At 68.7% G+C, this 26,173-nt stretch carries 26 protein-coding genes and 1 tRNA gene; 13 read left to right on the top strand and 14 right to left on the bottom strand.

Annotation, left to right across the window (positions count from 1 at the left end; genetic code table 11):
• Positions 1 to 26 precede the first annotated feature (26 nt).
• Genes TFU_RS01865 through galU form a run of 4 tightly spaced genes read right to left on the bottom strand, consistent with a single transcriptional unit; the run spans position 27 to position 3,257 of the window.
• Positions 27 to 530 (bottom strand): MogA/MoaB family molybdenum cofactor biosynthesis protein, encoded by a 504-nt coding sequence (locus TFU_RS01865; RefSeq protein ID WP_011290823.1) that lies wholly within the window; start codon positions 528 to 530, stop codon positions 27 to 29.
• Complete coding sequence (gene moaC / locus TFU_RS01860) at positions 527 to 1,015, bottom strand: cyclic pyranopterin monophosphate synthase MoaC (RefSeq protein ID WP_011290822.1); 489 nt, start codon at positions 1,013 to 1,015, stop codon at positions 527 to 529. Before moaC ends, TFU_RS01865 begins: the two co-directional genes overlap by 4 nt.
• A gap of 43 nt (positions 1,016 to 1,058) precedes the next feature.
• Entirely contained in the window at positions 1,059 to 2,291 is a 1,233-nt protein-coding gene (gene glp / locus TFU_RS01855) for a molybdotransferase-like divisome protein Glp (RefSeq protein WP_011290821.1), read from the bottom strand.
• Positions 2,292 to 2,327: 36 nt separating this feature from the next.
• Positions 2,328 to 3,257 carry a UTP--glucose-1-phosphate uridylyltransferase GalU gene (galU, locus tag TFU_RS01850; RefSeq protein WP_011290820.1) on the bottom strand — a complete coding sequence of 310 codons (930 nt, stop codon included), beginning with the start codon at positions 3,255 to 3,257 and terminating at the stop codon, positions 2,328 to 2,330.
• A 117-nt stretch (positions 3,258 to 3,374) separates the two neighbouring features.
• Here galU and TFU_RS01845 point away from each other — a divergent pair, with 117 nt between their 5' ends.
• Both TFU_RS01845 and TFU_RS15675 read left to right on the top strand, forming a co-directional pair.
• Complete coding sequence (locus tag TFU_RS01845; RefSeq protein WP_016188142.1) at positions 3,375 to 3,986, top strand: 5-formyltetrahydrofolate cyclo-ligase; 612 nt, start codon at positions 3,375 to 3,377, stop codon at positions 3,984 to 3,986.
• 183 nt (positions 3,987 to 4,169) lie between these two features.
• Positions 4,170 to 4,457 carry an FmdB family zinc ribbon protein gene (locus TFU_RS15675; protein WP_011290818.1) on the top strand — a complete coding sequence of 96 codons (288 nt, stop codon included), beginning with the start codon at positions 4,170 to 4,172 and terminating at the stop codon, positions 4,455 to 4,457.
• Between the two features lie 182 nt (positions 4,458 to 4,639).
• On the opposite strand, the gene TFU_RS01840 is transcribed toward TFU_RS15675, so the two are convergent.
• A complete protein-coding gene (locus tag TFU_RS01840) occupies positions 4,640 to 4,924 on the bottom strand; it encodes a DUF1540 domain-containing protein (protein WP_011290817.1) in 285 nt (94 codons plus the stop codon).
• A 267-nt stretch (positions 4,925 to 5,191) separates the two neighbouring features.
• Between TFU_RS01840 and TFU_RS01835 the strand changes: the two genes are divergently transcribed.
• Complete coding sequence (locus TFU_RS01835; RefSeq protein ID WP_011290816.1) at positions 5,192 to 5,836, top strand: SAF domain-containing protein; 645 nt, start codon at positions 5,192 to 5,194, stop codon at positions 5,834 to 5,836.
• Between the two features lie 129 nt (positions 5,837 to 5,965).
• Here TFU_RS01835 and TFU_RS01830 read toward each other — a convergent pair whose 3' ends face one another.
• The gene (locus TFU_RS01830) at positions 5,966 to 7,072 is read right to left on the bottom strand and encodes a M15 family metallopeptidase (RefSeq protein WP_011290815.1); all 1,107 of its coding nucleotides are present in this window, start codon (positions 7,070 to 7,072) and stop codon (positions 5,966 to 5,968) included.
• Between the two features lie 353 nt (positions 7,073 to 7,425).
• On the opposite strand from TFU_RS01830, the gene TFU_RS01825 reads away from it, so the two are divergent.
• From TFU_RS01825 to TFU_RS01810, 4 genes are all read left to right on the top strand, one after another.
• Positions 7,426 to 7,501: transfer RNA gene (locus TFU_RS01825), tRNA-Arg, on the top strand.
• Between the two features lie 701 nt (positions 7,502 to 8,202).
• Positions 8,203 to 9,507 (top strand): MFS transporter, encoded by a 1,305-nt coding sequence (locus TFU_RS01820; RefSeq protein WP_041427615.1) that lies wholly within the window; start codon positions 8,203 to 8,205, stop codon positions 9,505 to 9,507.
• A 123-nt stretch (positions 9,508 to 9,630) separates the two neighbouring features.
• The gene (locus tag TFU_RS01815) at positions 9,631 to 10,221 is read left to right on the top strand and encodes a methylated-DNA--[protein]-cysteine S-methyltransferase (RefSeq protein ID WP_041427613.1); all 591 of its coding nucleotides are present in this window, start codon (positions 9,631 to 9,633) and stop codon (positions 10,219 to 10,221) included.
• 27 nt (positions 10,222 to 10,248) lie between these two features.
• Positions 10,249 to 10,701 carry a type II toxin-antitoxin system PemK/MazF family toxin gene (locus TFU_RS01810; RefSeq protein ID WP_011290812.1) on the top strand — a complete coding sequence of 151 codons (453 nt, stop codon included), beginning with the start codon at positions 10,249 to 10,251 and terminating at the stop codon, positions 10,699 to 10,701.
• A 96-nt stretch (positions 10,702 to 10,797) separates the two neighbouring features.
• Here TFU_RS01810 and TFU_RS01805 read toward each other — a convergent pair whose 3' ends face one another.
• The 5 genes from TFU_RS01805 to TFU_RS01785 all read right to left on the bottom strand — a co-directional run bounded on the left by TFU_RS01805 (position 10,798) and on the right by TFU_RS01785 (position 16,890).
• Positions 10,798 to 11,421, bottom strand: a complete 624-nt coding sequence (locus TFU_RS01805) for a DUF11 domain-containing protein (RefSeq protein ID WP_011290811.1) — start codon at positions 11,419 to 11,421, stop codon at positions 10,798 to 10,800.
• 181 nt (positions 11,422 to 11,602) lie between these two features.
• Positions 11,603 to 12,310: a hypothetical protein gene (locus TFU_RS16005; protein WP_011290810.1), complete on the bottom strand. Its 708-nt coding sequence runs from the start codon at positions 12,308 to 12,310 to the stop codon at positions 11,603 to 11,605.
• A gap of 26 nt (positions 12,311 to 12,336) precedes the next feature.
• Positions 12,337 to 13,770, bottom strand: a complete 1,434-nt coding sequence (locus tag TFU_RS01795) for a hypothetical protein (RefSeq protein WP_011290809.1) — start codon at positions 13,768 to 13,770, stop codon at positions 12,337 to 12,339.
• Between the two features lie 1,233 nt (positions 13,771 to 15,003).
• Positions 15,004 to 15,798: an SDR family oxidoreductase gene (locus TFU_RS01790; RefSeq protein ID WP_011290808.1), complete on the bottom strand. Its 795-nt coding sequence runs from the start codon at positions 15,796 to 15,798 to the stop codon at positions 15,004 to 15,006.
• A gap of 96 nt (positions 15,799 to 15,894) precedes the next feature.
• Positions 15,895 to 16,890, bottom strand: a complete 996-nt coding sequence (locus TFU_RS01785) for an NADPH:quinone oxidoreductase family protein (RefSeq protein WP_011290807.1) — start codon at positions 16,888 to 16,890, stop codon at positions 15,895 to 15,897.
• A gap of 134 nt (positions 16,891 to 17,024) precedes the next feature.
• On the opposite strand from TFU_RS01785, the gene TFU_RS01780 reads away from it, so the two are divergent.
• Positions 17,025 to 18,653 (top strand): peptide chain release factor 3, encoded by a 1,629-nt coding sequence (locus TFU_RS01780; RefSeq protein WP_011290806.1) that lies wholly within the window; start codon positions 17,025 to 17,027, stop codon positions 18,651 to 18,653.
• 48 nt (positions 18,654 to 18,701) lie between these two features.
• Here the strand turns inward: TFU_RS01780 and TFU_RS01775 are convergent, their stop codons facing one another.
• Complete coding sequence (locus TFU_RS01775) at positions 18,702 to 19,526, bottom strand: dioxygenase family protein (RefSeq protein WP_011290805.1); 825 nt, start codon at positions 19,524 to 19,526, stop codon at positions 18,702 to 18,704.
• A gap of 177 nt (positions 19,527 to 19,703) precedes the next feature.
• Between TFU_RS01775 and TFU_RS01770 the strand changes: the two genes are divergently transcribed.
• From TFU_RS01770 to TFU_RS01750, 5 genes are all read left to right on the top strand, one after another.
• Positions 19,704 to 20,606, top strand: a complete 903-nt coding sequence (locus TFU_RS01770; protein ID WP_011290804.1) for a universal stress protein — start codon at positions 19,704 to 19,706, stop codon at positions 20,604 to 20,606.
• Positions 20,607 to 20,756: 150 nt separating this feature from the next.
• On the top strand, positions 20,757 to 21,122 hold the full coding sequence (locus tag TFU_RS01765; protein ID WP_011290803.1) for a hypothetical protein: 366 nt from the start codon (positions 20,757 to 20,759) through the stop codon (positions 21,120 to 21,122).
• Positions 21,115 to 21,570, top strand: coding sequence for a hypothetical protein (locus TFU_RS01760; protein ID WP_011290802.1), 456 nt, complete (start codon positions 21,115 to 21,117; stop codon positions 21,568 to 21,570). Before TFU_RS01765 ends, TFU_RS01760 begins: the two co-directional genes overlap by 8 nt.
• A gap of 9 nt (positions 21,571 to 21,579) precedes the next feature.
• Complete coding sequence (locus TFU_RS01755; RefSeq protein ID WP_011290801.1) at positions 21,580 to 22,437, top strand: sulfurtransferase; 858 nt, start codon at positions 21,580 to 21,582, stop codon at positions 22,435 to 22,437.
• 295 nt (positions 22,438 to 22,732) lie between these two features.
• A complete protein-coding gene (locus TFU_RS01750) occupies positions 22,733 to 24,484 on the top strand; it encodes a S1C family serine protease (protein WP_011290800.1) in 1,752 nt (583 codons plus the stop codon).
• On the opposite strand, the gene TFU_RS01745 is transcribed toward TFU_RS01750, so the two are convergent.
• Together TFU_RS01745 and TFU_RS01740 are read right to left on the bottom strand one after the other, a co-directional pair.
• Complete coding sequence (locus TFU_RS01745) at positions 24,453 to 25,463, bottom strand: DMT family transporter (RefSeq protein WP_011290799.1); 1,011 nt, start codon at positions 25,461 to 25,463, stop codon at positions 24,453 to 24,455. The genes TFU_RS01750 and TFU_RS01745 overlap by 32 nt on opposite strands.
• Before the next feature lie 236 nt (positions 25,464 to 25,699).
• Entirely contained in the window at positions 25,700 to 26,089 is a 390-nt protein-coding gene (locus tag TFU_RS01740; protein WP_011290798.1) for a MarR family winged helix-turn-helix transcriptional regulator, read from the bottom strand.
• Positions 26,090 to 26,173: the final 84 nt, after the last annotated feature.

Here is a 26,173-nt window from a genome sequence, read left to right as displayed (position 1 = left end):
GCGACAGGGCTTCTCTCTACCCCGGGCTATGCGTGGTGGTCACCGCCCCGGAGCTGAGCGACCGCGTGGCCGAGGATCGGGCCGAGCACCGCCATACCGTCACGCACCCCGCCCACCGAGCCCGGCAGATTGACCACGAGCATGCGATGCCCGCCGCGCCGGGCCACCCCCGCCAGTCCGCGGGAGAGCACCGCCGTCGGGACACCCTTGTCGCGCCCCGCTGCACGCAGCGCCTCAGCCAGCCCGGGGATCTCGTACTCCAAGAGCGGCCGGGTCGCCTCCGGGGTGCGGTCGCGTGGCGCCAAGCCGGTGCCCCCGGTAGTCAGTGCCACATCGTAGCCTTCGGCCAGTGCGCGGCGCAGCGCCTCGGCGACCGGCAGACCGTCAGGCACCACCCGCGGGCCGTCCACCACACACCCCGCCTGCGCGGCGAGCTCGACCAGCAACGGGCCGGACCGGTCCGGGTACTCCCCTGCCGCAGCCCGATCCGAGACAGTGATGACCACGGCACGGGGGGCCGCCGCAGTCATCCCGACCGTCTCCACTGGCCGGTTTTCCCTCCGGTCTTCTCCTCGACCCGCACGTCGGTCACCACCGCTTCCGGGTCGAGGGCCTTGACCATGTCGATCAACGCCAGTGCCGCCGTCATCACACAGGTCAGCGCCTCCATCTCCACCCCTGTGCGGTCCGCGGTGCGGACCGTCGCCCTGATGTCGACGCCGCGGTCCACCACGGTCAGCGCGACATCCACCCCGTGGATCGCGATCGGATGGCACAGCGGGACCAGGTCGGGGGTGCGCTTGGCCCCCTGGATCCCGGCGATCCGGGCCACGGCCAGCGCGTCGCCTTTCGGTACCGCGCCTTCCCGCAGCGCGGCCACCGCGGCAGGCGACAGCAGTACCCGGCCGGTGGCGACAGCGGAGCGGGCCGTGACCTCCTTGCCGGACACGTCAACCATGCGTGCCGCGCCGGAGGCGTCCAGGTGGGGAAAACCAGGAGTCGATGGGTGGGACATGCGGCGGCCAGTGTTCTCTTGGGTGGGGATACCGTGGCGAAGCTTACCGGTGGGGCAACTGGATCGCCTCGACGACACTGCCTTCCGGGAGTTCCGTGACCTGCTCCGGCACGACGACGAGCGCGTTGGTCTTCGCCAGCGCGGACAATTGGTGCGACCCCTGCTGGGCCACGGGCAGCGCCGTGTAGGCGACCTCTTCGCTCTCGATGTCGTAGTCGAGGACCGCGCGCAGATAGGAGCGCCTGCCGCGGGGCGAGGACGTGATAGGAGCGAGCAGCCGGGCCCGGACCGACGGAAGCTGCTCCTGGGGCAGGCCGCTCATCTTCCGCAGCGCGGGCAGCACGAACAGGTAGAAGGAGACATAGGAGCTCACCGGGTTTCCCGGCAGCGCGATGATGGGGATGCTGCTCTCCCCCACAGTGCCGTACCCCTGCGGCATCCCCGGCTGCACCGCCACCTTGTCGAACTGGACCGTGCCGAGCCGCGACAGCACCTCTTTGACCGCGTCGTGGGCGCCCATGCTGACCCCGCCGCTGGTGATGACGATGTCGGCCCGCACCAGGGCGTCCTGGATCGCCTCGAACACCTGGTCCGGGTCGTCGCCCACGAACCCGTACCGGTAGCCCTCGCATCCCGCCTCGATAGCGGCCGCGGTGAGCATGAAGCTGTTGGACTCCCAGATCTGGCCGGGGCTGAGCGGCCGGCCCGGTTCGACCAGCTCTTCACCGGTGCCGAGGACCACCACCCGGGGCCGCGGGTAGACCGACACCGAACGGCGGCCGACCGCGGCCAGCACCGCCACCTCCGCCGGCCCGATCCGGACCCCGGCGGGAAGCACCTCGGTGCCTTCCTTCACGTCGCTTCCCGCCTGGCGGACCGCGTGCCCGGCCTCGACTGCACGGTGCACGGCCACCTCGGCCACACCCGCGTCAGTCCACTCGACCGGCACCACCGCGTCCGCGCCCTTCGGCAGCGCCGCCCCGGTCATGATGCGGGCACAACACCCGACGGGGATGGCTGAGGCGAACACGTCCCCCGCGGGGATGTCCGCGATGACAGGCAGCGTCACCGGGGTCTGCGGAGTAGCCGTGGCCACGTCGGCAGCGCAAACCGCATAGCCGTCCATGGCGGAATTGTCGAACGGGGGAAGCGAGAGCTCCGCCGTTACCGGTTCAGCGAGTACCGCCCCGTGTGCCCGCAGCAGGTCCAACTCGATCGGATCGGGTCGGGACACTACCGCCAGGATGTCGCTGACGTGCTGTTCGACGCTTTTCATCGACTTCCCCCGCCGGATCGTGATCGTTTCGTTCGGTTACCTGGTGGAGTCTGTCGCATACCTCGTCAGGAAGTCACGCAGCCACGGCACGAACTCCTTGGCAAGATCCGGACTCTCACAGGCGAACTCCACCACGGTGCGAAGGTAGTCAAGCTTGTTCCCGGTATCGAAGCGTTGACCGCGGAAAAGCACACCGTGGACCCTTCCTCCCCCATTGGAGCTGCGCTGGGCGAGTTCCCGGAGCGCGTCGGTCAACTGGATCTCCCCGCCGCGTCCCGGCGGGGTCTTGCGCAGCACTTCGAAGATCTCCGGGTCGCAGATGTAGCGGCCGATGATCGCCCAGCGGCTGGGCGCCTGGTCCGCCGGAGGCTTCTCGACGAGGTCGGTGACGGTCACGACGTCGGGCTCGTCGGTGGGTTCGATCGCGGCGCACCCGTACAGCGAGACCTGGTCGGGTTCCACCTCCATCAGGGCGATGACGCTGCCCCCGTAGGTCTGGCGGACCTCGATCATCCGCTGCAGCAGGGTTTCCCGCGCGCCGATGAGGTCGTCGCCGAGCAGGACCGCGAACGGCTCGTTGCCCACGTGGGCGGCGCCGCACAGCACCGCGTGCCCCAGGCCGCGCGGTTCCCCTTGCCGCACGTAGTGCAGTTGGGCGAGGTCACTGGGGTGGCGCACCGCGTTGAGCCGTTCGATGTCACCTTTGGCGCGGAGGGCCTCCTCCAGTTCGTAGGCCCGGTCGAAGTGGTCCTCGATGGAACGCTTGTTGCGCCCGGTGATCATGAGGATGTCGTTGAGCCCGGCGGAGACCGCCTCCTCCACTACGTACTGGATCGCCGGCTTGTCGACGATCGGCAGCATCTCTTTGGGCGTGGACTTAGTGGCGGGGAGGAATCTCGTCCCCAGTCCTGCCACGGGAATGACCGCTTTGGTCACCGGAGTTACAGAGTGCTGTTCATCTGTCATGTTCCGCACGATAAGACACTGCCGCGTCTGAAACGCGTCATCCGCACTTGACGGCGTTTCCCCTTTTCTGCCGCCCCACCCGTCTTGTCGGCCTCGGGATGCTGCCGGTGCGGTCCCGTGCCGCTGGCAGACTGGGTGTCCATGGACACGGGGCAGAGCAAACGCGAGCTGCGGCGCCGCATCCTTGCGGCGCGGCGCGCGCGTTCCGCACAGGAGCGGGCCGCGGCCGGGCTGCGGATCCGCGACGCGGTGCTGGAATTGTGCGCGGCCACCGGCTCCCCCACGGTGGCGGCCTACTACGCGGTGGGCAGCGAACCGGACACCCGTTCCCTGGTGGCTGCCCTCGCGGCGCGCGGGCACCGCGTGCTCCTGCCGATCGTCACCCCCAGCGGGGACTTGGACTGGGCGGTCTACACCGGGCCGGAGTCGCTCGCCCCTGCCGGGCATGGCCTGCTCGAACCGACCGGGACGCGGTTGGGGGCGGATGCGGTCGCCGAAGCCCGGGTTCTGGTCTGCCCGGCGCTGGCAGCAGACCGTGCGGGATACCGGCTGGGCCGTGGTGCGGGCTGCTACGACCGGGTGCTGGCGGCTGCGGGAGAGCAGACGCTGTCACTGGCCGTGGTCTACGACGACGAGCTGGTGGATGCGGTGCCGGTAGAACCGCATGACCGACCCGTCCGGGCAGTCGTGACTCCGGGACGCGGCATAGTGTGGACACATCACCGATAAAGTCACCACTCAGACAAACTGTCTGAGTCCTCACCTGGCGCAGCGGGTGCGCGGCGGATACCGCCTAGGGGCCGCGGAGGAACGCCTCTGACCACCGCGGTTCATCCCCCGTTGTCACGATCACATGGTCAGACAGCGTACTATTTAGCAGTCGTCGGGTGAGAGTGCCAGCTAGGAGGGCCCGTGCCTACGTACCAGTACGCTTGCACCGAATGCGGCGCCGATCTTGAGGTTGTGCAGAGCTTCAGCGACGATCCGCTGACCACCTGCCCCAAGTGCCAGGGCAAGCTCCGCAAGGTGTACTCGGCGGTCGGCATCGTGTTCAAGGGGTCGGGTTTCTACCGCACTGACAACGCGTCGAGCTCCAGCTCCTCGCTGTCGTCGTCCTCGAGCAGCGCCAAGGCCGACTCCTCCTCTTCGGGCTCTGCTTCGTCGTCCAGCGACTCCAGCAAAACCACTTCCGCCGCCTGACCCTCGCGCCGATACGCACTCCGCACCTCGTCACTGAGGGCCGCTCCGTGCCGGGAGCGGCCCTCACCGTGGATCAGGACAGCCGGACGCGGGCAGTGCCCACTGTGTTCCTGGACTGGGACAGAACGGCAGCCTCGCGATGACGGTTCCTGGCCGGGAGTGTGCCCGTCCAGGAACTGGGTTTAGGCGGGCGCGTAGGTGAGGCAGTCTGCCTGGTTGGCGTCGAAACCGATGTTGATGGCCGGGGCCTGGCATTCGAACTGGACGTTGTGCTGGCAGTTGGCCATCTTGCAAGCTCCCACGTGGCCGACCGTGCTGGGGTCGCCTCCCTTGGCCTGGATCGGCAGAAAAGTGTCGCAGTATGCACTGGGCTGATTCCCCACAGTGATCGCCAGTGCGCGGCAGGTGCTGTCAGTGTTGTAGGCGCAGGCCTCCGCCTCACACGAGTTCACCACGGGCATTTTCATCGCAATCCCCCCGGAGCTTCGACGACGCATCAGAGCTCGCCCAGACATCCTGTCCTGATATCGGGTGATTACGCTTTGCACATCCAGCTTTCGACGAAGTCTTGATCGCCGGTTGGCGAAAACCTGCTGTCCGGAGAGGAGCGCCGGTCCCGGGGTGCGGACTCGCCGGGGCCCGCGGTCGTTTTCCGGACTCCGGGGGTTTCCACGGAACTTCTGCCTGTGGAAACCTTGCGTCGCGCCGTAGCGGGCCACCTAGCGTGGTCGGCCATGAAGCTCTTCTCCACCACTGCCCGCCGCCCGTTCTGGGCACGTTGGCACCGCTGGCGCCGACTCTTGGCCGCAACAGCCGCTGCGCTGGCCGCGGCCGGGGCACTGCTGGTGCTCCGTCCCCCTGCCCCGCCTGCCGTGGAAGTGCTGGTCGCCGCCCATGACCTGTCCGGGCTCGTCCCGCTGACCGACGCGGACACGGTGGCCCGCAGCATCCCCGCCGCTGTCGTCCCTGACGGGGCGCTGGCCCCAGGTGATCCCGTGGCGGGGAGGGCACTGCGCTCACCGGTGCGTGCCGGGGAGATCCTCACCGAGGTGCGGCTGGCGGATCCGCCCGCCGCCGGGTACGGCGCCGACCTGGTGGCGGCTCCCGTGCGCCTTGCCGACCCCGGGGCGGCCGCGCTGCTGCGTCCAGGCAGCCGTATCGACGTGCTTGCCGCTGCTGGCGACCCGCCGGTGGTCGACTACCCCGGACCGGACACGGCCCGCAGGATTGTGCGGGACCGGCCGGTGATCACCGTGGTCGCCGAAGACGATGCCGCGCACAGCCTGGGGACTCTCATCGTGCTCGCGGTCACCGACGAGGAGGCGCAAGCGCTCGCCGGGCACGCTGCCGACCGGCTGTCGATTGCGATCCGCGGATGAGGCGGTGGCTGTCTGCTGCCCCGCGTCGCCTCGGCTGCTCGTGCCGTCTGCCCGCGGCTGATCAGGCGGAACACGGTGACGGCAGCCTGCCGTAGCGGGGCCGCCGTCACCGTGTCGCGGGCTGTCCTGCTAGGAGGGGTCGTACTCCCAGTGCCAGGGTTCGAAAGGATTGGAGTAGGCCCACGCCGGGTGGAACCAGTTGTATTCGCCAGCGTGTGCTTCCAACCAGTTGAACTGGGGCGACCCCTGGTTCTGCACGCCGCCGCACAAGTCGACCGCCAAGCCGAGGCCGTGGTTGCTTGTTCCCGGCACTGCCGCGTACCCCGGCGGCTGCTGGGCGTAGACGCGGTGCTGGTTCTGCAGGTCCCGGTAGGAGCTGGTCACGCACATGTCGGTGCCGAACTCCTGGGCGTAGGCCTGGTTCATGCGCAGGAAGTCCACGGCGGCGTCGGCACGCAGGTAGTGGCCTTCGACGTGCAGCTCGCACAGGGAGTCGCTGGGCAGCAGCCCGTTGGGGGCGCCTATCGCCTTCTGGGCAGCACTGGGGTCGCACTCCACCCCGGCCATGTAGGCGTCGACAGAAAGCCCCAGGTCCTCGAGTTTCTTCGTCAGCGCTTCCGTGCTCTCTTCCGACTTCTTCCGCAGCTTCTCCAGCTCGTCTTCGAGCTCCACCCGCTCCAACTGGGTCTGCGACTGGAGTTCCTGTGCTCGGCCGGTCAGTTCGATCTGCTCGTCGCGGAGCGCATTCGCCTCGTCGAGGAGCTGCTCCTGGTCGTAGGAGAGTTTCATGACGTGCGACTCGGCGCGCAGGTCGCTCTCCACCGAATCGGACGCCAAGAAACCCAGCACTCCGACGTCGGGCTGTTTGTAGAGCGTGATGGCGAGTTCGACGAGGGGGACCCGCATGTCTGCGATCCGGCCCTCGATCTGCTGCAGTTCATGCAGCGTCTTGACCAGTTCGTCCTGCGCTTCTTCGAGCGCCTCTTGCCGCTTGGTGTACTCCTCGGTGGCCTGCTCCAGCTCCTCCCTGGCCTGTTCGGCTTCCTCCCTGAGGGATTCCAGTTCTTCGTTGTCGGCGTAGGCGGACGGCAGCGCCACGAGGTTCACCAGCATGAGGATGAGGGTGAACACCGCGGTCACCACAGTCCGCGACCGGGATCTGCCGTTCGAGACGGACGGTGTCCCGTTCCTCGTCGCGCGGCAACGACTCCGCCCGGCATCGAGAACGAACGGCACGTGGCTCCTCCGCTGCCTTGGCTCTGCTGGTTCGCGTGACCGGGTCGCACCATACTCCCAGACCGTCCAGGTCATGGCGTCGCAGCGACAGTCCGCACGGTCGGGTGCCCCTGTTTGCGAGTAGAGCACGAGCCCGACATTGTGCTGCTCAGAGATGCGTTCGGGGGCGCGACGCGGATCCGCCCCAGGCACACTCGTCTCAGGGACGCCACTCCGCCACAGCGTGTGGCAGACATCACCTGGCAGTCATGACAACCTGATCGATACGAAGATTACTCAACGATTAGCCCTGCTTGCCCCTTCCCTGTCACCCGCCGCATCCGCTCGCCGGTTCCGTTACTCTAGAAGTGTCCGGCCTCATAGCTCAGGGGACAGAGCACCGCTCTCCTAAAGCGGGTGTCGCAGGTTCGAATCCTGCTGGGGCCGCCAGTCTGCGCCACATCCGGAGCCCTTCCGCTCGGGTGTGGCGCTTGGTGTATCCGGGGTGCTCTCTGTCCGTCCCACGCGCCCGTGACTCCGTGAGGGATTCCATAGGCGGGTTCCGCGTGGTGTTCCTCACGCTACTGCGGCCGCCAGCTCCCCCATTCTCCAAAAATCGCACAAATCCTCTAGACATCTATATTTCTGGATTCTTCCAACAGACAGCACAAATCTAAAAAACCACACAATCCACACATCGCTCTTTTATGGAGCAAATCTCCTTCCTATCGCCTTCCACCCACTAGACTCCGAGAAATTTAATTCTCAAAGCGAAAACCGTTTACTGACACGGCTTTCCGCGCATCTTCGCAGCTCCGAGGCTGTCTCAGCGAAAAAGTTTTCCGTCGATCCGGTTACTTTTCGACCACTGTCTGGGTAGCCTCATTGATTGCCGGGACCTTTGCAGAACACCTAGGAATCCGCCCTCAAAACCCGGATATTCCCCCTCAAGCGGCGTCCGGATTGGCCTGGTCACCGCCGCGCCCCCCGTTCCTGGACACACCGCTGTCGCACACCGTTCGGCGCGCTATGTCCAGAATCGGCAATTTCGAGAAGGTGATGAGCGCATGCCGGAGAGCCAGCCCGTCAGCCCCTCCCACTCCCGCGGAGAGCACCCCGTTCCACGTCGGCTACGACGCGCCAGGATCGCGTTGTACGCATACTTTTTCGTCACCGGATCAGTCATCTCTATCTGGGCCTCACGTATTCCCGCCATCAAACGTCAGACCGGAGTCGACGAAGGGGAACTGAGTATCGCCCTGCTTGCCCTCGCCCTGGGTGGCGTCGTGACCATCCGGCTGATGGGCGGCCTGCTTGACCGGTTCAACGGCCGCATCATAGTACCGGCTGCCGCCCTCGTCGCCAGTATCGCGCTTGTTGCTCCGGGATACGCCACCAATCTGCAACAGCTCACGCTCTTCTTGCTCCTGCTGGGGTCGAGCCAAGCCCTGCTCAACGTCTCCGCGAATCTGCAAGCAGCACGGCTGCAGCGTGAGTGGGGACGTCCGATCATGGTCTCTTTCCACGCCGTGTGCTCCATCGGCGGCGGGCTCGGAGCTATCGCGGGCACCCTCTGCGTCCGGGCCGGCTTGGACGTCACCACCACCTTCATCGGCGCATCGTCCGTGCTGACGCTCCTCTCCCTCCTGGGGCGCAAGTGGCTGCTCGACACCCCGGCCCTCGCCGCCCAGCGCGCCCCCGCCCGGCCGAGATTCCGCCGCTTCGCCCTCCCCCGGGGCAGAATCCTGCTGCTCGGGGTCCTCGCACTGTGCTGCATGCTCGCCGAAGGGGCAGCCAACGACTGGAGCGCCCTCTACACCCGGGAAATGGTGGGCGGCTCCGAAACCGCTGCGTCCGCCACCTACGCTGCCTACGCCACGATGATGGCCGCGGGCCGTCTCATCGGCGACCGCCTGGTCGCCCTGTTCGGCCCGGTCAACGTGGTGCGGGGCGGCAGCCTCCTCGCATCGTTCGGGCTCTTCTTCGCCCTCGTCCTGCCCCTCCAGATTCCCGTTATCATCGGATTCGCACTGGTCGGGATCGGACTGTCCGGCATCGTGCCGCAAGTGTTCAACGCCGCGGCCAACGACAACCCGGAGCGGTCCGGCCGGGACCTGTCCACGGTCACCGCGATCGGCTACTTCGGACCGTTGCTCGGCCCGCCCACCATCGGCTTCCTCGCTGACCGCGCCGGGCTCTCCGTGGCCCTCCTGTTCCCCGCCTCCCTCGTGCTGTTCATCGCCCTGGGAGCGGGGACCCTGCGCACCGCCGAGCACAGAGAACCCAGAGCGCTCCGCCGCTCCGCCTCGTCCAAAAGTCTCCGTACGGGAAGCATGCGCCTGTGGGTTCCGCCGCTGCGCCACCTGTCCGAGAACATAAACGGCCACCGCAGCGAACAGTCTGAAGAGACTCTGCCCAACAACAACCACCACGACTCCGGACGCGAAACCCGCTGACCCGGGGAGCGCAACGGTATGCGGTGTCGGGCGGAAAACTCACTCAGCCCGCCTCTCCCACACCGGCGGACCCCTGATACTGGGACAAGTACGCCCGCACCGCGTACCCACCAAGGAGTGATCGTGACCGCCGAAATCCCGGCTCGCGCACGAGTCCACACCGTTGTGGACAGTCCCCTCGGCCCGCTGACCCTGGTCGCCGCCGACGGCGCACTCGTCGGCCTCTACCAGGAAGACCAGCGGCACCGGCCTGCCCCGGACTCCTTCGGCGTCCCCGACCCCGCACCGTTCACCGAGGTCATCGCCCAACTGACGGAGTACTTCTCCGGTCAACGCACCGTCTTCGACCTTCCGCTGGCCTTCACCGGCACCCCGTTCCAAACCACGGTCTGGCGTGCCCTCCTGGAGATCCCCTACGGACAGACGGTCTCCTACGGCGAACTCGCGGCCCGGATCGGCAAACCCTCGGCGTCCCGAGCCGTGGGACTCGCCAACGGCCGCAACCCGATCAGCATCATCGTGCCCTGCCACCGGGTGGTGGGCTCGTCCGGCTCGCTCACCGGATACGGCGGTGGCCTGGCCCGCAAGCAGTGGCTCCTCGCGTTAGAGCAGCGCCGCGCCCACCAACCGCCCCTCCTCGACTTCGCCGACGGCCTCGATGCCGGAGAACCGCGGTCCGCCACGCTTCCGATGGGCTCCCACCACTCGGCGTAACCCCACCGCGCCTTCTACAATCAGCCCGTGACCTTCCACCCAGCCGAATCCGCGGCGCGCCCGCCCCACCCCCACGAGGGCGCGATCCGCGAAGTGCCCACCCGAGGCAACCCCACAGTCCTGACCTACGCCCCAGAGCCCGACGGTCTGGCCGACGCCGGAGAGATCGTGTGGACCTGGGTTCCTTTCGAAGAAGACCCGACCCAAGGCAAAGACCGTCCCCTCCTGGTGGTGGGCCGCAAAGGCAACGTGCTGCACGCCCTGATGCTCTCCAGCCAGGAGCCCGACCCGTGGGAAGCAGACGACTGGCTGCTGCTCGGCTCAGGACCGTGGGATAGGGCCGGACGGGTCTCCTACATCCGGTTGGACCGCCTCTTCGAACTGGAAGAGCACGAGATCCGCCGGGAAGGCGCGATCGTCGACCGCGCCACGTTCTGGCGGGTGGCCGCGGTGCTGCGGGACCGCTACGGCTGGACCTGACCGCGCCCGGGCACTGCCCCTACCCGCGTGTACTGTCGGGCCAGGCAGTTTCCCGACGCTCTCCTCCTGCCCGCGGCCAGCGGAGAGAACCGGAGGTCACCGCCGGGCCGCAGCCCGGTGGCGCGCATGCCGCCCTCGGGGCTTTCGGGGACGGCGCAGCACGGCGACGACGAGTCCGACGAGGAGAGCTGCGGCAGCCGCGATCCCGGCGCCGGTGAAGAAAGGCCGGAGCGGGACGCTCCCGTTCTGCGCGCCCACCGTGTTCTCATCATCCGCGCACACCAGAGGGCTGTCTGCTTCCTGCCAGCCCGCGCAGACAGTGGTGGCCACCGTGTCCTGCCCCGGGTCTTCGACAAGGGTGGCGGTCACGGTGCGGGTCTGCTCCTCGCCGGGGCCGAGCGAGACCAGCCAGGCCGCCGTGTTGTCTTCGATCACGCCCCCGCCGTCGGCTTCCCGGAGATCAAGGTGGGCAGGGGCGATCTGGGCCACGAGCAGCTCGGGGGCAGCCTCCTCCCCTTCGTTGCGCACGGTGACCGTGTAGGCCGTGTCCTCCCCGACCGCGATCCGGTCCCGGGAGTCGGTGATGGACAGGGTGATGTCGTTGCTGCGCCCAGGAACGGTGTCGTCCGGCTGCGGGGAGGCATGCCCCAGGCTCGGAAGGGCGAGGAGCCCAGCCAGCCCGCCGAGGAGCACCGCGATGGTGCGATTCCGCACGGTCATGCTCCCCTCCCCCGTTCTCCGCTGTGTCGACAGTGAGGGTAACGCAGAGTAAGAGAACCAGTGCAGGATGACACCGGGATCGCGGGGAGAGCCGGGTCGGATAGCAAAGAAGCCCTCCGCGTGGTGCACGCGGAGGGCTTGTGCGGTCACTTACCGGTCACCGCGAACCGGAGGGGCAGCGTCAGTTGCGCGCCTGGGCCGGGCGGCGGGAAGCGACGATGGTGATCGCACCGACAGCGGTCGTGAGGGAGGCGCCGAGCACGAAGCCGCTGAGGTCCACACCGGTCACCGGCAGGGTCTCGTCGGCCTTGTCGCTCTTCTTGTCGTCGCTGCTGCCCTTGTTGTCGTCGGCGTCGCCGTCTTCGCCGCTACCGTCGCCAGGCTGCTGGCCCGGATTCTTGTCGTCCGGGTCTTCGCCATCGCCGGGCGCCGGAGTGGGCTCGGGTTCGGGCTCCGGCTCAGGGGTGCCCGGGTCGCCACCGCCCGGGTCGCCACCGCCCGGGTCACCGCCACCCGGGTCACCGCCACCCGGGTCGCCACCGCCCGGGTCGCCACCGCCCGGGTCACCGCCACCCGGGTCACCGCCACCCGGGTCGCCACCGCCCGGGTCACCGCCACCCGGGTCCTCACCTCCGCCCGGAGGCTCAGGGGTCGGGTTGTCTCCCGGCCCCGGGTCCTCGCCGCCGGGGTTACCACCGCCGGGGGTCTCGCCGGGGGTGTCGTCGCCGCCGTCGTTTCCGTTGGTGAGGATGCCCACCTCCGCGTCGAGCGTCGCGATGCCGAGGTCAGCACCGAGGTCCAGCTCCAGAGCCGAAGCCGGAGCCGAGGCAAGGCCGAAGGCCAGCAGGCCTGCGGCTGTCACGCCCAAGGCGCGTGCCGTATAGGACATGTATCTCCTTAACTTCTCGTTAGGGGTTAATCCGGCAATAAGGCATAAAGATTGGCGTCGGCCATGACTACGGCGTGGCCGTCGAGCAGGCCCCACGGACGGGCGGTGTCGGGTTCCATGGGGGTCACCTCCCCCGCCGCGTTGACCGCGACTTGGCCTTCCTCCAGTTCGCCGTAGACCACGCCGGCGACAGCGTTGAGTGGTGTGAAGCCCGGCAGCACCTGAGTCTGTCCGGACTCCAGGTCGGTCAGGATCGGTCCATAGGCAGCCACCGTCTCCCCTTCGATCCAGGTGGCATCGGCGAGTTCTCCCGCGGTGATCTCCGTCTCCGCGAAGACCGAGCCGTCCCGGGCGTCGTGGGCGGCCAGGATGACTTTGTCTTCCTTCTCACTCTGCCACCGAACGATGACATACCGCTCGGATGCGGTGATCACCCGATCGAGTCCATCGGCGCTCTTGGGTTCCTTCGCCGTGACTTTCGCGGGCTCTTCCCCGGGGGCAGCCCAGTACCAGGGGCCGTCGGCGGCAGCGAGGAGCACTTCGTCCCCGACGACGAGCATGCCCCCCGTTCCCTTGGGCACTTTGACTTCGAGCAGTTCTCCCTCGCGGGGGACCATGGCCTTCTTGTCGGTGGTGACGAGCGGGGCTGTGCCCGCGAAGGTGACCACGCCGTCCTTGGGGAGCTTGTACTCGGTGGGGCCGCTGCCGTCGGCAGACCAGATCCACAGCTTCCCGGTCCCCGCGATCGCCACCTCCCACTGGTCGTCGTTCTTGACGAAGCGGACCGCCCCTTCGATCTCCGCGGGTTGGATCGGCAGGTCGGCTTCCCACAGCCGTTTCCCTTCCGGGCCAGCGACCGCGAGCTTCCCGTCAGCCCCGATGAAAGCGACCCGGCTGCCGTCGTCGGAGACGGCCGGGCGGGTGCCTTCGGTGACGGGAATCCGCCAGAGCGCTTCGCTGGAGAACCCGGGGGGCGCGGAACGTGCTTCGAAGGGGATGGTGTCAGGCGTTTCGGGGGCTTGCTGCGAAGGCGCGGCCTGAGTGCCAAACCCGGGGAGGTACCGGGGAACCACGAGCACTACGGAGACCACGACGAGGACGACCACTGCCAGGCCTGCTGCGGCGAGGGCCAGGACCACGCCGGTCCTGCTCCCCGACTGTTTTCCGCTGTTGCGCGGCGCGGGTGGCGGGATCTGGGGGATGCTCCGGATCACGCCGCGGGGGAGTGCTTCCAGTCGTTGGACTCCGTAGACGTCCCGTGCCTCGATGATCACCGGGCGCCCGATGCGGGCGGCATGGTCGGTGACGTAGTCGAGCGCGGCCCGCCGGGTCGCTTTGGCGTCGGCCCCGTGGACAACGTGCCGGGAGCCGTCGATAAAGACCTCTGCGCTGAGGTCGTCGGCAGCAATAACAATGACCGCGGTGTCCGTTCCGGAACGCGAGGTGCTGTGATTAGTCATCGCACCTCCGATTCCCATTGAACGGCTGGGCAGAACGCAGGTGAGACGACACCGCGATCCTCAAAAACCGGAACACTGTGGTCACCACTGTTGCGAACCTGCCCATAGACGGCCCGTGCGCATTCCCGGGTGCTGAAGCGGCGATGCGGCTTCGGCTGGGAGTGATGCGAATGTGAGCGGGGAAATGGACGTGGGGGAGAAGTGCCTGCCGACAGAAGAAATCATACCCACCCAAAACCGTGAATTCCGGTGGTTAGCCAAATCTTTTCCCGGCCGTCGATTCCGCTCGGAAAGACTACCGCTCCCTTCCCGAAGACATCGGGAAAGCCCTTGTCGATCTGTGTGAATGAAGGGAGCGCAACTGTCGGGTGAGCACTCTGCCAACAAACCGATCCCACCTTTTCCAGCACTGTTGTGGCCTATCGGCACGTCACGGCTGGCCACAACCGGCCTTTTTGTGATCTTTTGTCAACCTGATCGGCACTTGAGGAGTCTGAGGACCTCCACGGAGAACAGGAGACGACACACCGATGTGTGCTGTCTTGTCCCCAACGTCACATCCCGCCCCAGGAACATATCGGACCTCTCCCGGGGAGGAGTGCACGGGCGAAGAGGCCTGGCTATCCGGGGTGGGATGGGAGAGGACATCCTGTGGGACGCGCCGCTGCCGCACGCGGTTCACCCCATCAGCCGAAAATCATGAATTTTGAGGAAAAGACCTCACATTCACCGGGGGTGACGTGCGGGAAAAGACCGTGCACGTGGGTGGCACCCCCGGCACGGCACACCTCGGGCAGCGCGGTCGTGTCCGCCCATAGGGGCAGTCAGGGGGGCATGTTGGACGGCTGGCAGGGCGGTTGGCCGCACCGGGACGGGGCAGGGCGCGCACACTGCCTTGGTGAGGTCGCAGGAACTCCGATCAGGACGGCGAGAGGAAGCGGGACCGCGCCGCTGGACGTCACGCCTGGCGCCGGGCGGGGGTGTCCTTGCCGCGCTGCTGTGCGGGCTCAGCGGAAGGCGGACAGTGCGGCCGCGGAATCCCAGAGGATCCGGTCCGGCGCCCGGCCGGGCGCCGCGGGTGTGAGCAGCCTGAGGAGAGACGGAGCCCTCAGCTCCGGCTTTCCCGGCACCGGGACGCTGACGGTGCGGAGGGATAGGCGGCGATATTCCCGGGCACGTCACCGTGTCCGGGGCCGTCTGCTTCCCGGTGCCGGGGGTGGTGCGCGGCCGCGCTCAGCGGCCGCTGCCGCCCTTCAGCCTGGCTCTGGCCCGGCGCATTCCGGCCAGCCAGCGGTCGCGGTCGGAGGCGCGGCGCTGCTCCATCACCGCGGCCTTCGGGTGCGGCAGGATGAGGAAACGGCCCTCGTTGAGGGCTTCCACCACGGACTGGGCGACGTCTTCGGGTTCGAGGTAGTCGCCGCCGAGCCGGGTGGCCGCGTCCGGGCCGTCTTTGGCGGTCATCGCGGTGTTGACGCCCATCGGGCACAGGCACGAGATGTCGATGCCCTCGTCCCCGTGCAGGATCGCCAGCCATTCGGCGAGGGCGACCGCGCCGTGCTTGGTCACCGAGTAGGGGGCCGAGTCGATGTTGGTGAGCAGGCCCGCGGCCGATGCGGTGATGAGCAGGTGTCCGCCGCCGCGCTCGACCATGCGGGGCAGCAGGAGCCGGGCCACATACACGTGGGCGAGGACGTGGACCCGCCAGGTGCGGTCCCAGTCCGCGTCGCTACCCAGGCCGCCGCCCGTGGTCACCCCGGCATTAGAGCACCACAGGTCGATAGGGCTGTCCCGCTCGACCTCCTCGATGAGCGCGGCTACCGCTTCGGCGTCGGTGACGTCGAGCTGGTAGCCCTGGGCTCGCGCCCCCAGTTCGGCTGCTGCGGCCGCGGCGCGCTCCCCGTCCAGGTCGGCGAGGACCACTCGGGCCGCCCCTTCGGCGAGGAAGCGTTCCGCGAGCGCGTAGCCGATCCCGTTCGCGCCACCGGTGACGACGATGGTTCGGTCGGGGAAGGTGAACGGTCTCCCCATGGGTCTTCCTCTCTGGTCAGTCCCGCGAGCCGGGCAGGGGTGCGGTGACGGCACTGGCGGGACAACGGCGTCTGGCGACGGGGCCGCGCCAGACGGTTACTGGGCTCCGTGCGGGGTGGCCACCAGGCGTCCCACGGTGGTGCCGTCTGCGAGGCGCTGCACCCCGTCCGGCAGCTCTTCCAGGCTGAGCACCTCGCTGACGGCGGGTTTGATCGCACCGCGCTCCGCGAGGGCGGTGAGTTCTTCGTGGCAGTGGGCCACGAGTGCGGGGTTCCGCTTGTTGTAGAGGCCCCAGTGCAGGCCGAGCAGCGAGTAGTTCTTGACAAGGGCGTGGTTGAGGCCAGGGGTGGGGATCGTCCCGCTGGCGAAGCCGATGATGAGGATGCGTCCTTCGAAGGCGATGCACTTGGTGGAGCGCGTGTAGGACTCGCCGCCCACCGGGTCGTAGATGACGTCGGCACCGCGCCCGTCGGTGGCTTCCTTGACCACGGACACGAAGTCGTCGACATACCGGTCGACGACGATGTCGGCGCCCAGTTTGCGGGCGTATTCGGCTTTGGCCGCGCCCCCGACGACACCGATCACGCGAGCGCCCGCTGCTTTGGCCAACTGGACTGCGGCGCTGCCGACCCCGCCGGCCGCGGCGTGGACGAGGACGGTCTCCCCGGCTTGCAGCCCGGCCCGGCGGTGCAGGGCGAACCATCCGGTCTGGTAGCCGATGAACAGGGCCGCCGCTTCTGTGTCGCTGAGGGAGGGGGGCGCAGGGAAGACACGGCTGATGTCCATGGGCGCGTATTCCGCGAACGATCCGTAGGGCAGGACCGGGGAGCCGATGACGCGGTCGCCTTCGGTGACTGTGGTGACGCCCTCGCCCAGGGCCACGACTTCGCCGCACAGTTCCACGCCGGGGGTGAACGGCAGGGGCGGCTTCTCCTGGTAGAGCCCGCGGCACATCAGCGCGTCGGGGAAGTTGACCGCTGTGGCGAGTACGCGGACCACGATCTGCCCCGGGGCAGGCTCGGGGACAGGGACTTCTTCGAGCTTGAGAACGTCTTTGGGCTCTCCCAGGTTGTGCACCCGCAGCGCTTTCACCGGTGTTCGCCTCCCACCATTGAGATACCGACCAGTCGGTAGTGAGTGAATCGTTTACGGACCGGTTTCGTCAAGGCGGCCTGTGCTACGCAGGTGGGATAGCCTCGCTCAGGACCCTGGAGCAGGAGAAGAACGTGGTGTCTGTCGCAGCGCAAACCTCCACCGGAGCCAACGAGGTCAACCGGGAAGCAGCCCGCCGCCGCACGTTCGCGGTGATCTCCCACCCTGACGCCGGTAAGTCCACGCTGACCGAAGCGCTAGCGCTGCACACGGAGGCGATCACCTCGGCCGGCGCGGTCCACGGCAAAGGGGACCGCAAAGGCGTGATCTCGGACTGGATGGAGATCGAACAGGACCGCGGCATCTCCATCACCTCGGCGGCGTTGCGCCTCGAATACAACGGCTGCGTGCTCAACCTGCTGGACACCCCGGGCCACGCCGACTTCTCCGAGGACACCTACCGGGTGCTGTCCGCCGTGGACTGCGCGGTCATGCTGCTGGACTCGGCCAAAGGCCTCGAGCCGCAGACGCTGAAGCTCTTCGACGTGGCCCGCAGCCGCGGCATCCCGGTGATCACGTTCGTCAACAAGTGGGACCGGCCCGGCCGCGAGCCCTTGGAGCTGCTGGACGAGATCGAGCAGCGCATCGGCCTGCGCCCCACCCCGCTCAACTGGCCGGTGGGTGTCGCCGGGGACTTCCGCGGCCTGATCGACCGCACGGCAGGCAACCGCTACACCAAACTGCACCGCACCCCGGGCGGGGCCACGAAAGCCCGGGAAGAACCCATGGACGCGGTCCAGGCGGCCGAGGTCGAGGGGGCTGCCTGGGAGCAGGCGATGGAAGAGCTGGCACTGCTCGAGGAGATCGGCGCCGACTACGACGAGGAGTCCTTCCTGGCAGGCAAGTCCTCCCCGGTGCTCTTCGGGGCGGCCCTGCCCAACTTCGGCGTCTCCGCACTGCTCCGCGCACTCATCAACCTGGCGCCCGCGCCCGCGGCCCGCCTCGACGTGACCGGCGCCCCGCGGCCGGTGGACGCGCCGTTCTCCGGGTTCGTGTTCAAGATGCAGGCCAACATGGACCGGGCGCACCGGGACCGGATGGCGTTCGTGCGGGTGTGTTCGGGCCGGTTCGACCGGGGCATGGTGCTCACCCACGCGACCACGGGCCGCCCGTTCGCCACCAAGTACGCCCAGGCGGTCCGCGGCGCCCAGCGCCAGACCGTGGACACCGCGTTCCCCGGTGATGTGATCGCGCTGGTCAACGCCCAGGCGCTCCGGGTCGGCGACACCCTGTATGCCGGGCCCAAGGTGGAGTTCCCGCCGATTCCCAGCTTCGCCCCCGAGCATTTCGCGGTGGCCCGTGCCGTGGATTCCAGCCGCTACAAGCAGTTCCGCCGGGGGATCGAGCAGCTCGACAGCGAAGGCGTCGTGCAGGTGCTGGTGTCGGATGTGCGCGGCGAACAGGCCCCGGTGCTGGCCGCGGTGGGCCCCCTCCAGTTCGACGTGGTCACTCACCGGATGGAGCACGAGTTCCGCGCACCGGTGGAGTTGACCCACCTCGATTACAGCGTGGCGCGCCGCACGGACGCCGCGTCAGCCCCCGTACTGCACGGGCTGTCCGGGGCCGAGGTGCTGACCCGGCGCTCCGACGGGGAGCTGCTCGTGCTGGTGCACAACAAGTGGCGGCTCAAGGTCATCCAGCGGGACCACCCCGACCTGGTGATGGAGCCGCTGCTGGCCGGGGGCCTGGTCGAGGAGGAGTAAACCTCCGGCCGCTGGCGCACCCCGGGAGGGGGCGCCTGGTGTGCAGGGTCAGTCGAACTGGAACGCGCGTTTGGATAGCCCGTACCAGAAGCCGTCGATGACGCTGCGGGCGGTTTCGGTGGTGCCGCTGCTGGCCCCGAGGGCGACGAACAGCGGTGCCAGGTGTTCGCTGCGGGGGTGGGCGATCGTGGCGGCTGGCCCCTTGGCCTGCCAATCCAGCAGGGCGTCGACGTCCCCGGTGTGGACGGCTTGGGCAGCCCAGTCGTCGAACTCAGCCGACCAGGACGGTGGCGCGTAGTCGGGGCCCCGGCTCATGTCGACGCACGACAGGTTGTGGGTGAGGAACCCGCTGCCCATGATGAGCACGCCTTCGTCCCGCAGCGGGGCCAGGCGGCGGCCCAGGGCGAACAGCTCCTCGGGGTCGAGAGTGGGCATGGAGATCTGGAGGACCGGCACGTCCGCCTCGGGGTACATCTCTTTCAGCGGCACGTAGGCGCCGTGGTCGAGGCCGCGAGCGGGCGCCTCGGCAACAGGGGTGCCGGAGCCGCTGAGCAGGGCGCGTACCGATGCGGCGAGCTGCGGTGCTCCGGGGGCGGGATAGGTGACCTGGTAGTAGCGCTCGGGGAAGCCCCAGAAGTCGTAAACCAGGGGGACAGTGGTGGTCGCCCCGATGGTGAGCGGGGCGGACTCCCAGTGCGCGGAGATGACGAGGATCGCCTTGGGGCGGGGGAGCTCGGCCGACCATGCGGCGAATTGGCTGGTCCAGAGCTCGTCGTCGGCGAGGGGCGGCGCCCCGTGGCCGAAGTAGAGCACGGGGAGGTTCTCGGGGGTCTCTGCGGTGGCCATGGTCTTCTCCTCGGTGTCGCTCCCCATAAGCCTATCTAGAAAAATTCTTTCTAGAAAGAAATAGAGCAAAAAGAGACCTTGGCTGCCGGACCGCTCCCGTCTCAGGACTTTCCGCCCGGACCAAAGGGACCAGCCGCCCGCAGTGAGCTGCCGCATCGTGGGTAGAGACCCGAGTGTGACGCCACGAAAGTGAGGCAGAGACCTATGGCTGACACACCGACCGGCTGGGTCGTCGTCGGAGTCGACGGCTCCGCCTCCAGCAGGTACGCGCTCGAATGGTCAGCACATGAGGCGCGGCTGCGCGGGCTCGGGCTACGCATCGTCACCGCCGTGGAGATCCCCGACCCGCGGGACCCGCTCGCTGGCCCGGCCATCCCCGCCAACGTCGAAGAACTCCCCCTGTTCCAAGACGCGCGCGCCCTCCTGGACTACGCCGACCGATGGATCCAGCGGGTCTACCCGGAACTGGAAACCCGCACCCGGGTCGCACTCCGCCGCCCCGCCGAAGCGCTCATGGAAGCCGCGGAAGAACCGGGGACCGAACTCGTCGTCGTCGGCTCGCGGGGCCGCGGCACCCTCGCCTCGGCCTTCGCCGGATCGGTCGGTGTGGAACTCGCTGCCCACTCCCCCGTCCCGGTGGTGGTCCTCCCCAAAGAACACGAGACCGCGCCCGGAGTCCGGGAACGCGTCATCCTCGGCGTGGACGGCTCACCCGCCAGCCGCAACGCCATCGACTTCGCCTTCACCGAAGCCCAACGGCGCGGCACCGAACTCGTCGTGGTCTGCGCCTGGCAGCCCATCACCGCCTTCGCGTTGACCATGGGGCCGCTTCCCCCCGAGATCTTCGACGAAGAACCGCTCGCCGAAGCCGCCCAGCAAACCATCGAAGAAGCCATCGCCGACTACCGGAAGCGCTACCCCGACGTCTCCGTCACCGTCCGCACCGTCCGCGCCCACCCGGCCGCGGGCCTGCTGGAAACCGCCACCCCGGCCGACCTGATCGTCGTAGGCTCCCGCGGCCGGGGAGGATTCCGGGGCCTGCTCCTCGGCTCGGTGAGCCAGGCGGTCCTCCACGGGGCACGCGGTCCCGTGGCTGTCGTCCGCTGACCTGCTGCTCCCCGGCCATCCCACCCTCCCGCACCGCTCACCGCGCTCCAGTGGCCCCCGGTGCGGGAGGCGTTCTGCTATGGACTACATTGCGTCGTAGCAGTCAGGCTTCTTCGGGGAAGGTGGACGGAATGCGAGACGGAGCCAGCCGTGAGTGACCTGTGGACCACGATCGTCCAACTGGCATCGCTCGTGCTGGCCGTCTGGTGTGGGATCTCGGCGTTCCGAGGCCAGCCGATGCTGGTGCCGCACCTGATCGGACTGGCAGTGCTCGAAGTGCTGCTGCTCGTCCAACTCGTCCTGTCGATCGTGCTGCTCGTGCAAGGGCCGCGGCCGCCCGACACCGTCACCTTCGTCAGCTACCTGGTCACCCTGGTGCTGGTCCCCCCGGCCTGCGCGGTGTGGGGACTCATGGAACGCAGCAAGTGGGGCCCCGCCGTGATCGCGTTCGCCGGCCTCGTCCTGCCGGTCTTGATGGTCCGTCTCGAACAGCTCTGGAACGCGCCCGTTGTCTGAGACCACGCACACCGCCGCCACCACGCGCGCCAGCGGCCCCGGACGGCTGCTGGTCGCCGTCTACGCCCTCTTCGCGGTCGCCGCGACAGGGCGGTCCACCGTACAGATCCTCACCCGCTTCGAGGAAGCTCCCCTCGCCTACTCGCTGTCCGCGCTCGCCGCTGCCGTCTACATCGCGGCGACCGTGGCGCTCGCCCGCAGCGGGCACACCTCCCGGCGCGTGGCCCTCGCTGCCTGCACCTTCGAACTCGTCGGCGTGGTCGCGGTCGGCTTGTTCACCCTGCTGGTCCCCGAAGCCTTCCCCGACGACACGGTCTGGTCGCTCTTCGGCATCGGCTACGGGTTCGTGCCGCTCGTCCTCCCCGTGCTGGGGCTGCTGTGGCTCGGCCGGTCCCACCCCCGCACCCCTGACGCGGCATCCTCCGCACCACCCAGCCATCGCGGCTAGCCTGGATTCATGGCACGTTCCGAGTCCGCCGCATCCCCATCCTTCCCCGTTATCGTCACCGCCGACTGGCTGCGCGCCCACGCCGACGAGGTGATCCTCGCGGACGTGCGCTGGTACCTGGACGGGCGCTCCGGCCGCCAGGCATACCGCGACGGGCACCTTCCCGGCGCGGTGTTCGTCGACGTCGACACGGACCTGGCCGCCCCGCCCAGTCCCGCGGGGGGACGGCACCCACTTCCCGACCCCGCTGACTTCGCCGCGGCGCTCTCCCGGCTGGGCATTGGCGACGGCAGCGTGGTCGTGGCCTACGACGACGCGGGCGGCTCCACCGCGGCCCGCCTCGTGTGGATGCTGCGCGTCCTCGGCACGCGTGCCGCACTGCTGGACGGCGGACTCCAAGCGTGGCCGGGGCCGCTCGAGACGGGTGACGTCACCGCCGAGCCCCGCACCCGCACCCCCGTGCCGTGGCCCGCAGACCGCGTGGTGGACACCGACACTGTCCGGCAGGAACTCGGCGAACCGGGCAGGCTCCTGCTCGACGCGCGGACCTTCGGCCGGTTCACCGGGGAACAGCCTGCCCCCGTGGATGCCCGGCCCGGCCACATTCCCGGGGCGCGGAGCGCAAGCTGGCAGGACAACCTCGACGACACGGGACGGTTCGCCCCGCCCGACGTCCTCCAGGCCCGCTTCCGCGCGCTCGGCGTCGACACCGCCACCAGCGTCACCGTGTACTGCGGTTCCGGGGTAACCGCCTGCCATGACCTGCTCGCTCTGGAACACGCCGGTTTCCCCGACGCCCGGCTCTACCCAGGGTCGTGGAGTGCCTGGGGAGCTGACGAGTCCCTCCCCGTGCAGACCGGCGAATGACCCGCCCTGCCCCCTCCCGGAGGCAGACAGGGATCGCCTCCGGGTCAGGCACCGCGTGGCCTGGGATAGGGGCACAGTGCACGGCCACGCGGTGAGTCCACCGGCGCCGGGGACCGGTTCCCCATGGTTGACTGCTCGGCGCACGAACCGGTGGCGACACGCCGGACCAGAGCGGACTGCCAGGTCCGTGCCTCCCGCGAACTCTTCGAAACCGGACCTTTCCGCTGTCTCACCGTGTTCTAACCCTGAATGCCGATGCTGAAGGCAAGCACCAGATGTCCGGGAGGAAACTCGCATGAGCGCGATCGACCGCGGTAGCGGTTCTTCCATGGAAGAACCAGAACGCCCTGAGGGACCGCTGGCCGACGCGGACGGCCGGGAGAGCGTCACGGACCACCAAGACACCACCGCTGCGGACACTCCGGAAGACGCCACGACCGGCTCCGCTGCCCGCTCTGAGACCGGAGCCGCACCCGACACTGCCCAGGCGGCTTCCGCACCCTCCGCAGCAGCCGCACCCGCTTCGGAGCCTGCCGCCTCCGCGGCCGAGCAGCGTGACGCTTCCCACGAGGCTCCCGCACCGGGCAGTAGGGAGACTCCGCCGCACCCGGCGCCCCGTCCCGCACCGTTCGCGCCGCAGTCCCACGCTCCCCACCCCGCATGGGGCCCGCCCGCACCCGACCAGGCCACGGCCCGGCACGGGGCGCAGGCCTACCCCGGGCCGGAGGCGCCCCAGCCGGCCCCCGGCCGTCCCGGGCCTCCGCCTGCGGGCGGCGTCCCGGCCGGTGCTGCCCAAGGCGCCTGGCAAGAACGGCCCGCTCAGCACGACCAGCCGAACTCCCCCACAGGCGCCTGGGCCGTGCCGCCGTCCCCCGGAGGGTTCTTCCCGCCGACCGGGGGATTCCCGACACTGCACGGCTCCTCCCCGTTCGAAGGCGCCCCACCGCCCGGCAAGCCGCAGCGCAGCGGCCGGGTAGTGCTGATCGCTGCCGTGACCGCCCTCATCACCAGTCTGATCGTCGGCCCGGCAGCATCCGTCGCCACCGCCTACTTCCTCAGCGAGCAGGTGGCAGCCAACCCGGCTGCCACCTCGGCGGCCTCGGGGGACGTCACCAAAGTCGCCGCGAAAGCCCTGCCGAGCGTGGTGTCCATCGCCACCGCCGAAGGCGGCGGCAGCGGGTTCATCATCAGGGACGACGGGCTCATCGTCACCAACAACCACGTGGTCTCTGACGCGCAAGAGCTGACCGTGCTGTTCCACGACGGTTCGCAGGCGTCCGCCACGATCGTGGGCACCGACCCGGTCTCCGACCTCGCCGTCATCCGGGCTCAAGGCGTCTCCGGGCTCACCCCGGCGTCCCTCGGCGACTCCGACCAGGTGGAAGTCGGAGCTGAAGTAGTCGCCATCGGCGCGCCGCTCGGCCTGTCCGGCACGGTCACCTCGGGCGTGGTCAGCGCGGTGGAACGCCCCGTCAACACGGGTGTCAGCGGACAGCAGGACAGCCCGCTCCTGCCCTCCCCCGACGAGGAGGAGCCGCAGGCCACCACGTCGACGGTGATCGACGCGATCCAGACCGACGCCCCGATCAACCCCGGGAACTCGGGGGGACCGCTCGTGAACATGAACGGCGAAGTCATCGGGATCAACACGGCGATCGCGACGACGAGCGGCAACTTCATGTCGCAGTCCGGGTCCATCGGACTCGGCTTCGCCATCCCGATCAACCAGGCCAAACCCATCATCGAAGAGCTGATCAACACGGGCAAGGCCACCTACGCCGCGATCGAAGCCTCCGTCACCGTGGCTGAGGACGGTCCCGGGGCGGAACTCGTGGAAGTGAACCGGGGCGGCGCAGCAGACCAGGCCGGGCTGCGCAAGGGCGACGTCATCATCCGGATCGAAGACCGCATGGTGACCGACCCCAACGTGCTCATCGCCGAGATCCGCTCCCACCGTCCCGGGGACACCGTCACCATCACCTACCAGCGCGGCGGCCAGACCGCGCAGACCACGGTCACGCTGGCCGCCCAGTCGCTGGACAACTGACGGTTGTCGTCCGCGTCGGAACGTCGCCAGACTTCCCCGGCCGTTCCTTCCTACGGCCCGCATCCTCAGGCCGGGGAGAGGGCTGCGGGCCGTCGCTCACCACCGAGGGCGCGGCCCGCAGCCGAGTCCTGCGCTGGCGGGCCACCGACGAACGGGCCAAGGTGATGGTGCCGCCCACCGTGGCGAGCGCACTGACCACGATCACGGTGAGCGGAAGCGCCCCCGTGGGCAGGGACTCGCCGAGCAGCGAGACCCCGATGAGCACCGCGGTGAGCGGGTCGCTGATCAGTAGCGTGGCATAGGCGAGAGCGAAGTGGTCGGTGCGGTAGGAGCCTTGGACGAGCAGGTAGCCGCACACCCCGATCACCGCGGTCACCAGCGTCAACGGGCGGAGCACCGAGAGCGGGTCGTCGAGCGCGGCCACCCCGATGACCCTGACCAGGGCGGACAGGGTCGCAAACCCGACACCCCCGCAGAGGGCCAGCACCCACGCCCGCAGCGCCCCGGAGACAAACCGGGAGACGAGCAGGCCGCCGAGCATGACCACCCCCGTTGCCGTGGGCAGAATCCACGCGGTGGACGGAGGAGGGTCGACAGGGGGACCGGAATGCCCGTACAGGGTCCCGACCAGCGCGACCAGACCGAACGTGACTGTGAGACATCCCACAATCTCTGTTCCGGTGAGTGCGCGCCGGTGCAGCACCGCCGACACCACCACAGCGCATAACAGGCCACCGACCCCGATGGGTTGGACAATCATGAGCGGCGCTCCGGTCAGCGCCCAGACATGGGCGCCCGTGCCGATTCCACTGAGTCCGGTGCCTATCAGCCAGAGCGGGCTGCGGAGCAGACAGCGCAGCAGTTCCCACTGTCCCGACACCTCGGCCGGGACACCCCCCAGAATCGCTCGTTCCTGGAGTGCCGCACCGGTCGCGAAAGCAACCGCCCCTAGCGCGGCAGCGATGATGGCCCCCGTCATAGACCAGCCCCTTGCCTGACAGCGGCGCACGGCACGCGACACCTCCGAAAAGCGTTCCGGTGTCCGCGGTGCGCGACGGTTCCAGCAATCGCCCCCCGTCGCGGGCGAAACGTCGGGACCCTGAAAGGGGGACAAAGTGGAGACTACTGGCTCGGCTGACCTGGACAGCACACCGGACCGGCGTCACCCCGGACAGGCCGGCCCCGGCTCAGAAAAAAATACCGGAACACCACAGATCACAGCCGATCAGCGAGGTCACGCATAGTGTGCAGGAGGTCCACCAGCACCGGGCGCAGCCTCGGGTCGACCTGGTGGAACAGGTCGTGCAACCGGTCGCGGACGAGCGTCTGATGCGCGTGGAGCGCCCGCATACCCTCGTCAGTGACACTGACGACTGTGGCCCGCTCATCCTCCTCGGAGCGGCGGCGCCGCACCATCCCTTTCCGCTCCAACTGCTGGAGCATCCGGGTGGCAGAAGGAGAGGAGATCCCAGCAGCGTGAGCAATCTCGCCGACCGTAGGGTGGGTGACCGCGAGGGCACTTTCCAGCAGCAGGGCCTGGGCGAGAGTCAGGCGGGGCTCCGCTCCGCTCGGCACACGGCCCCGGGCACGAGCGACTGCTCGCACCAGTTCTCCCCATGCGTGTGAGAACTCCGCGAACTCAGCGTCGCTGCGCTCCACCTCTGTACCTCGCTCGACGGTTACTCCGCG

Origin of the sequence: Thermobifida fusca YX (genome assembly GCF_000012405.1) — a bacterium.
GTDB lineage: Bacteria > Actinomycetota > Actinomycetes > Streptosporangiales > Streptosporangiaceae > Thermobifida > Thermobifida fusca.
Note: the sequence above shows the minus strand (reverse complement) of the source record. Positions and strands in the feature narration are given on the sequence as shown.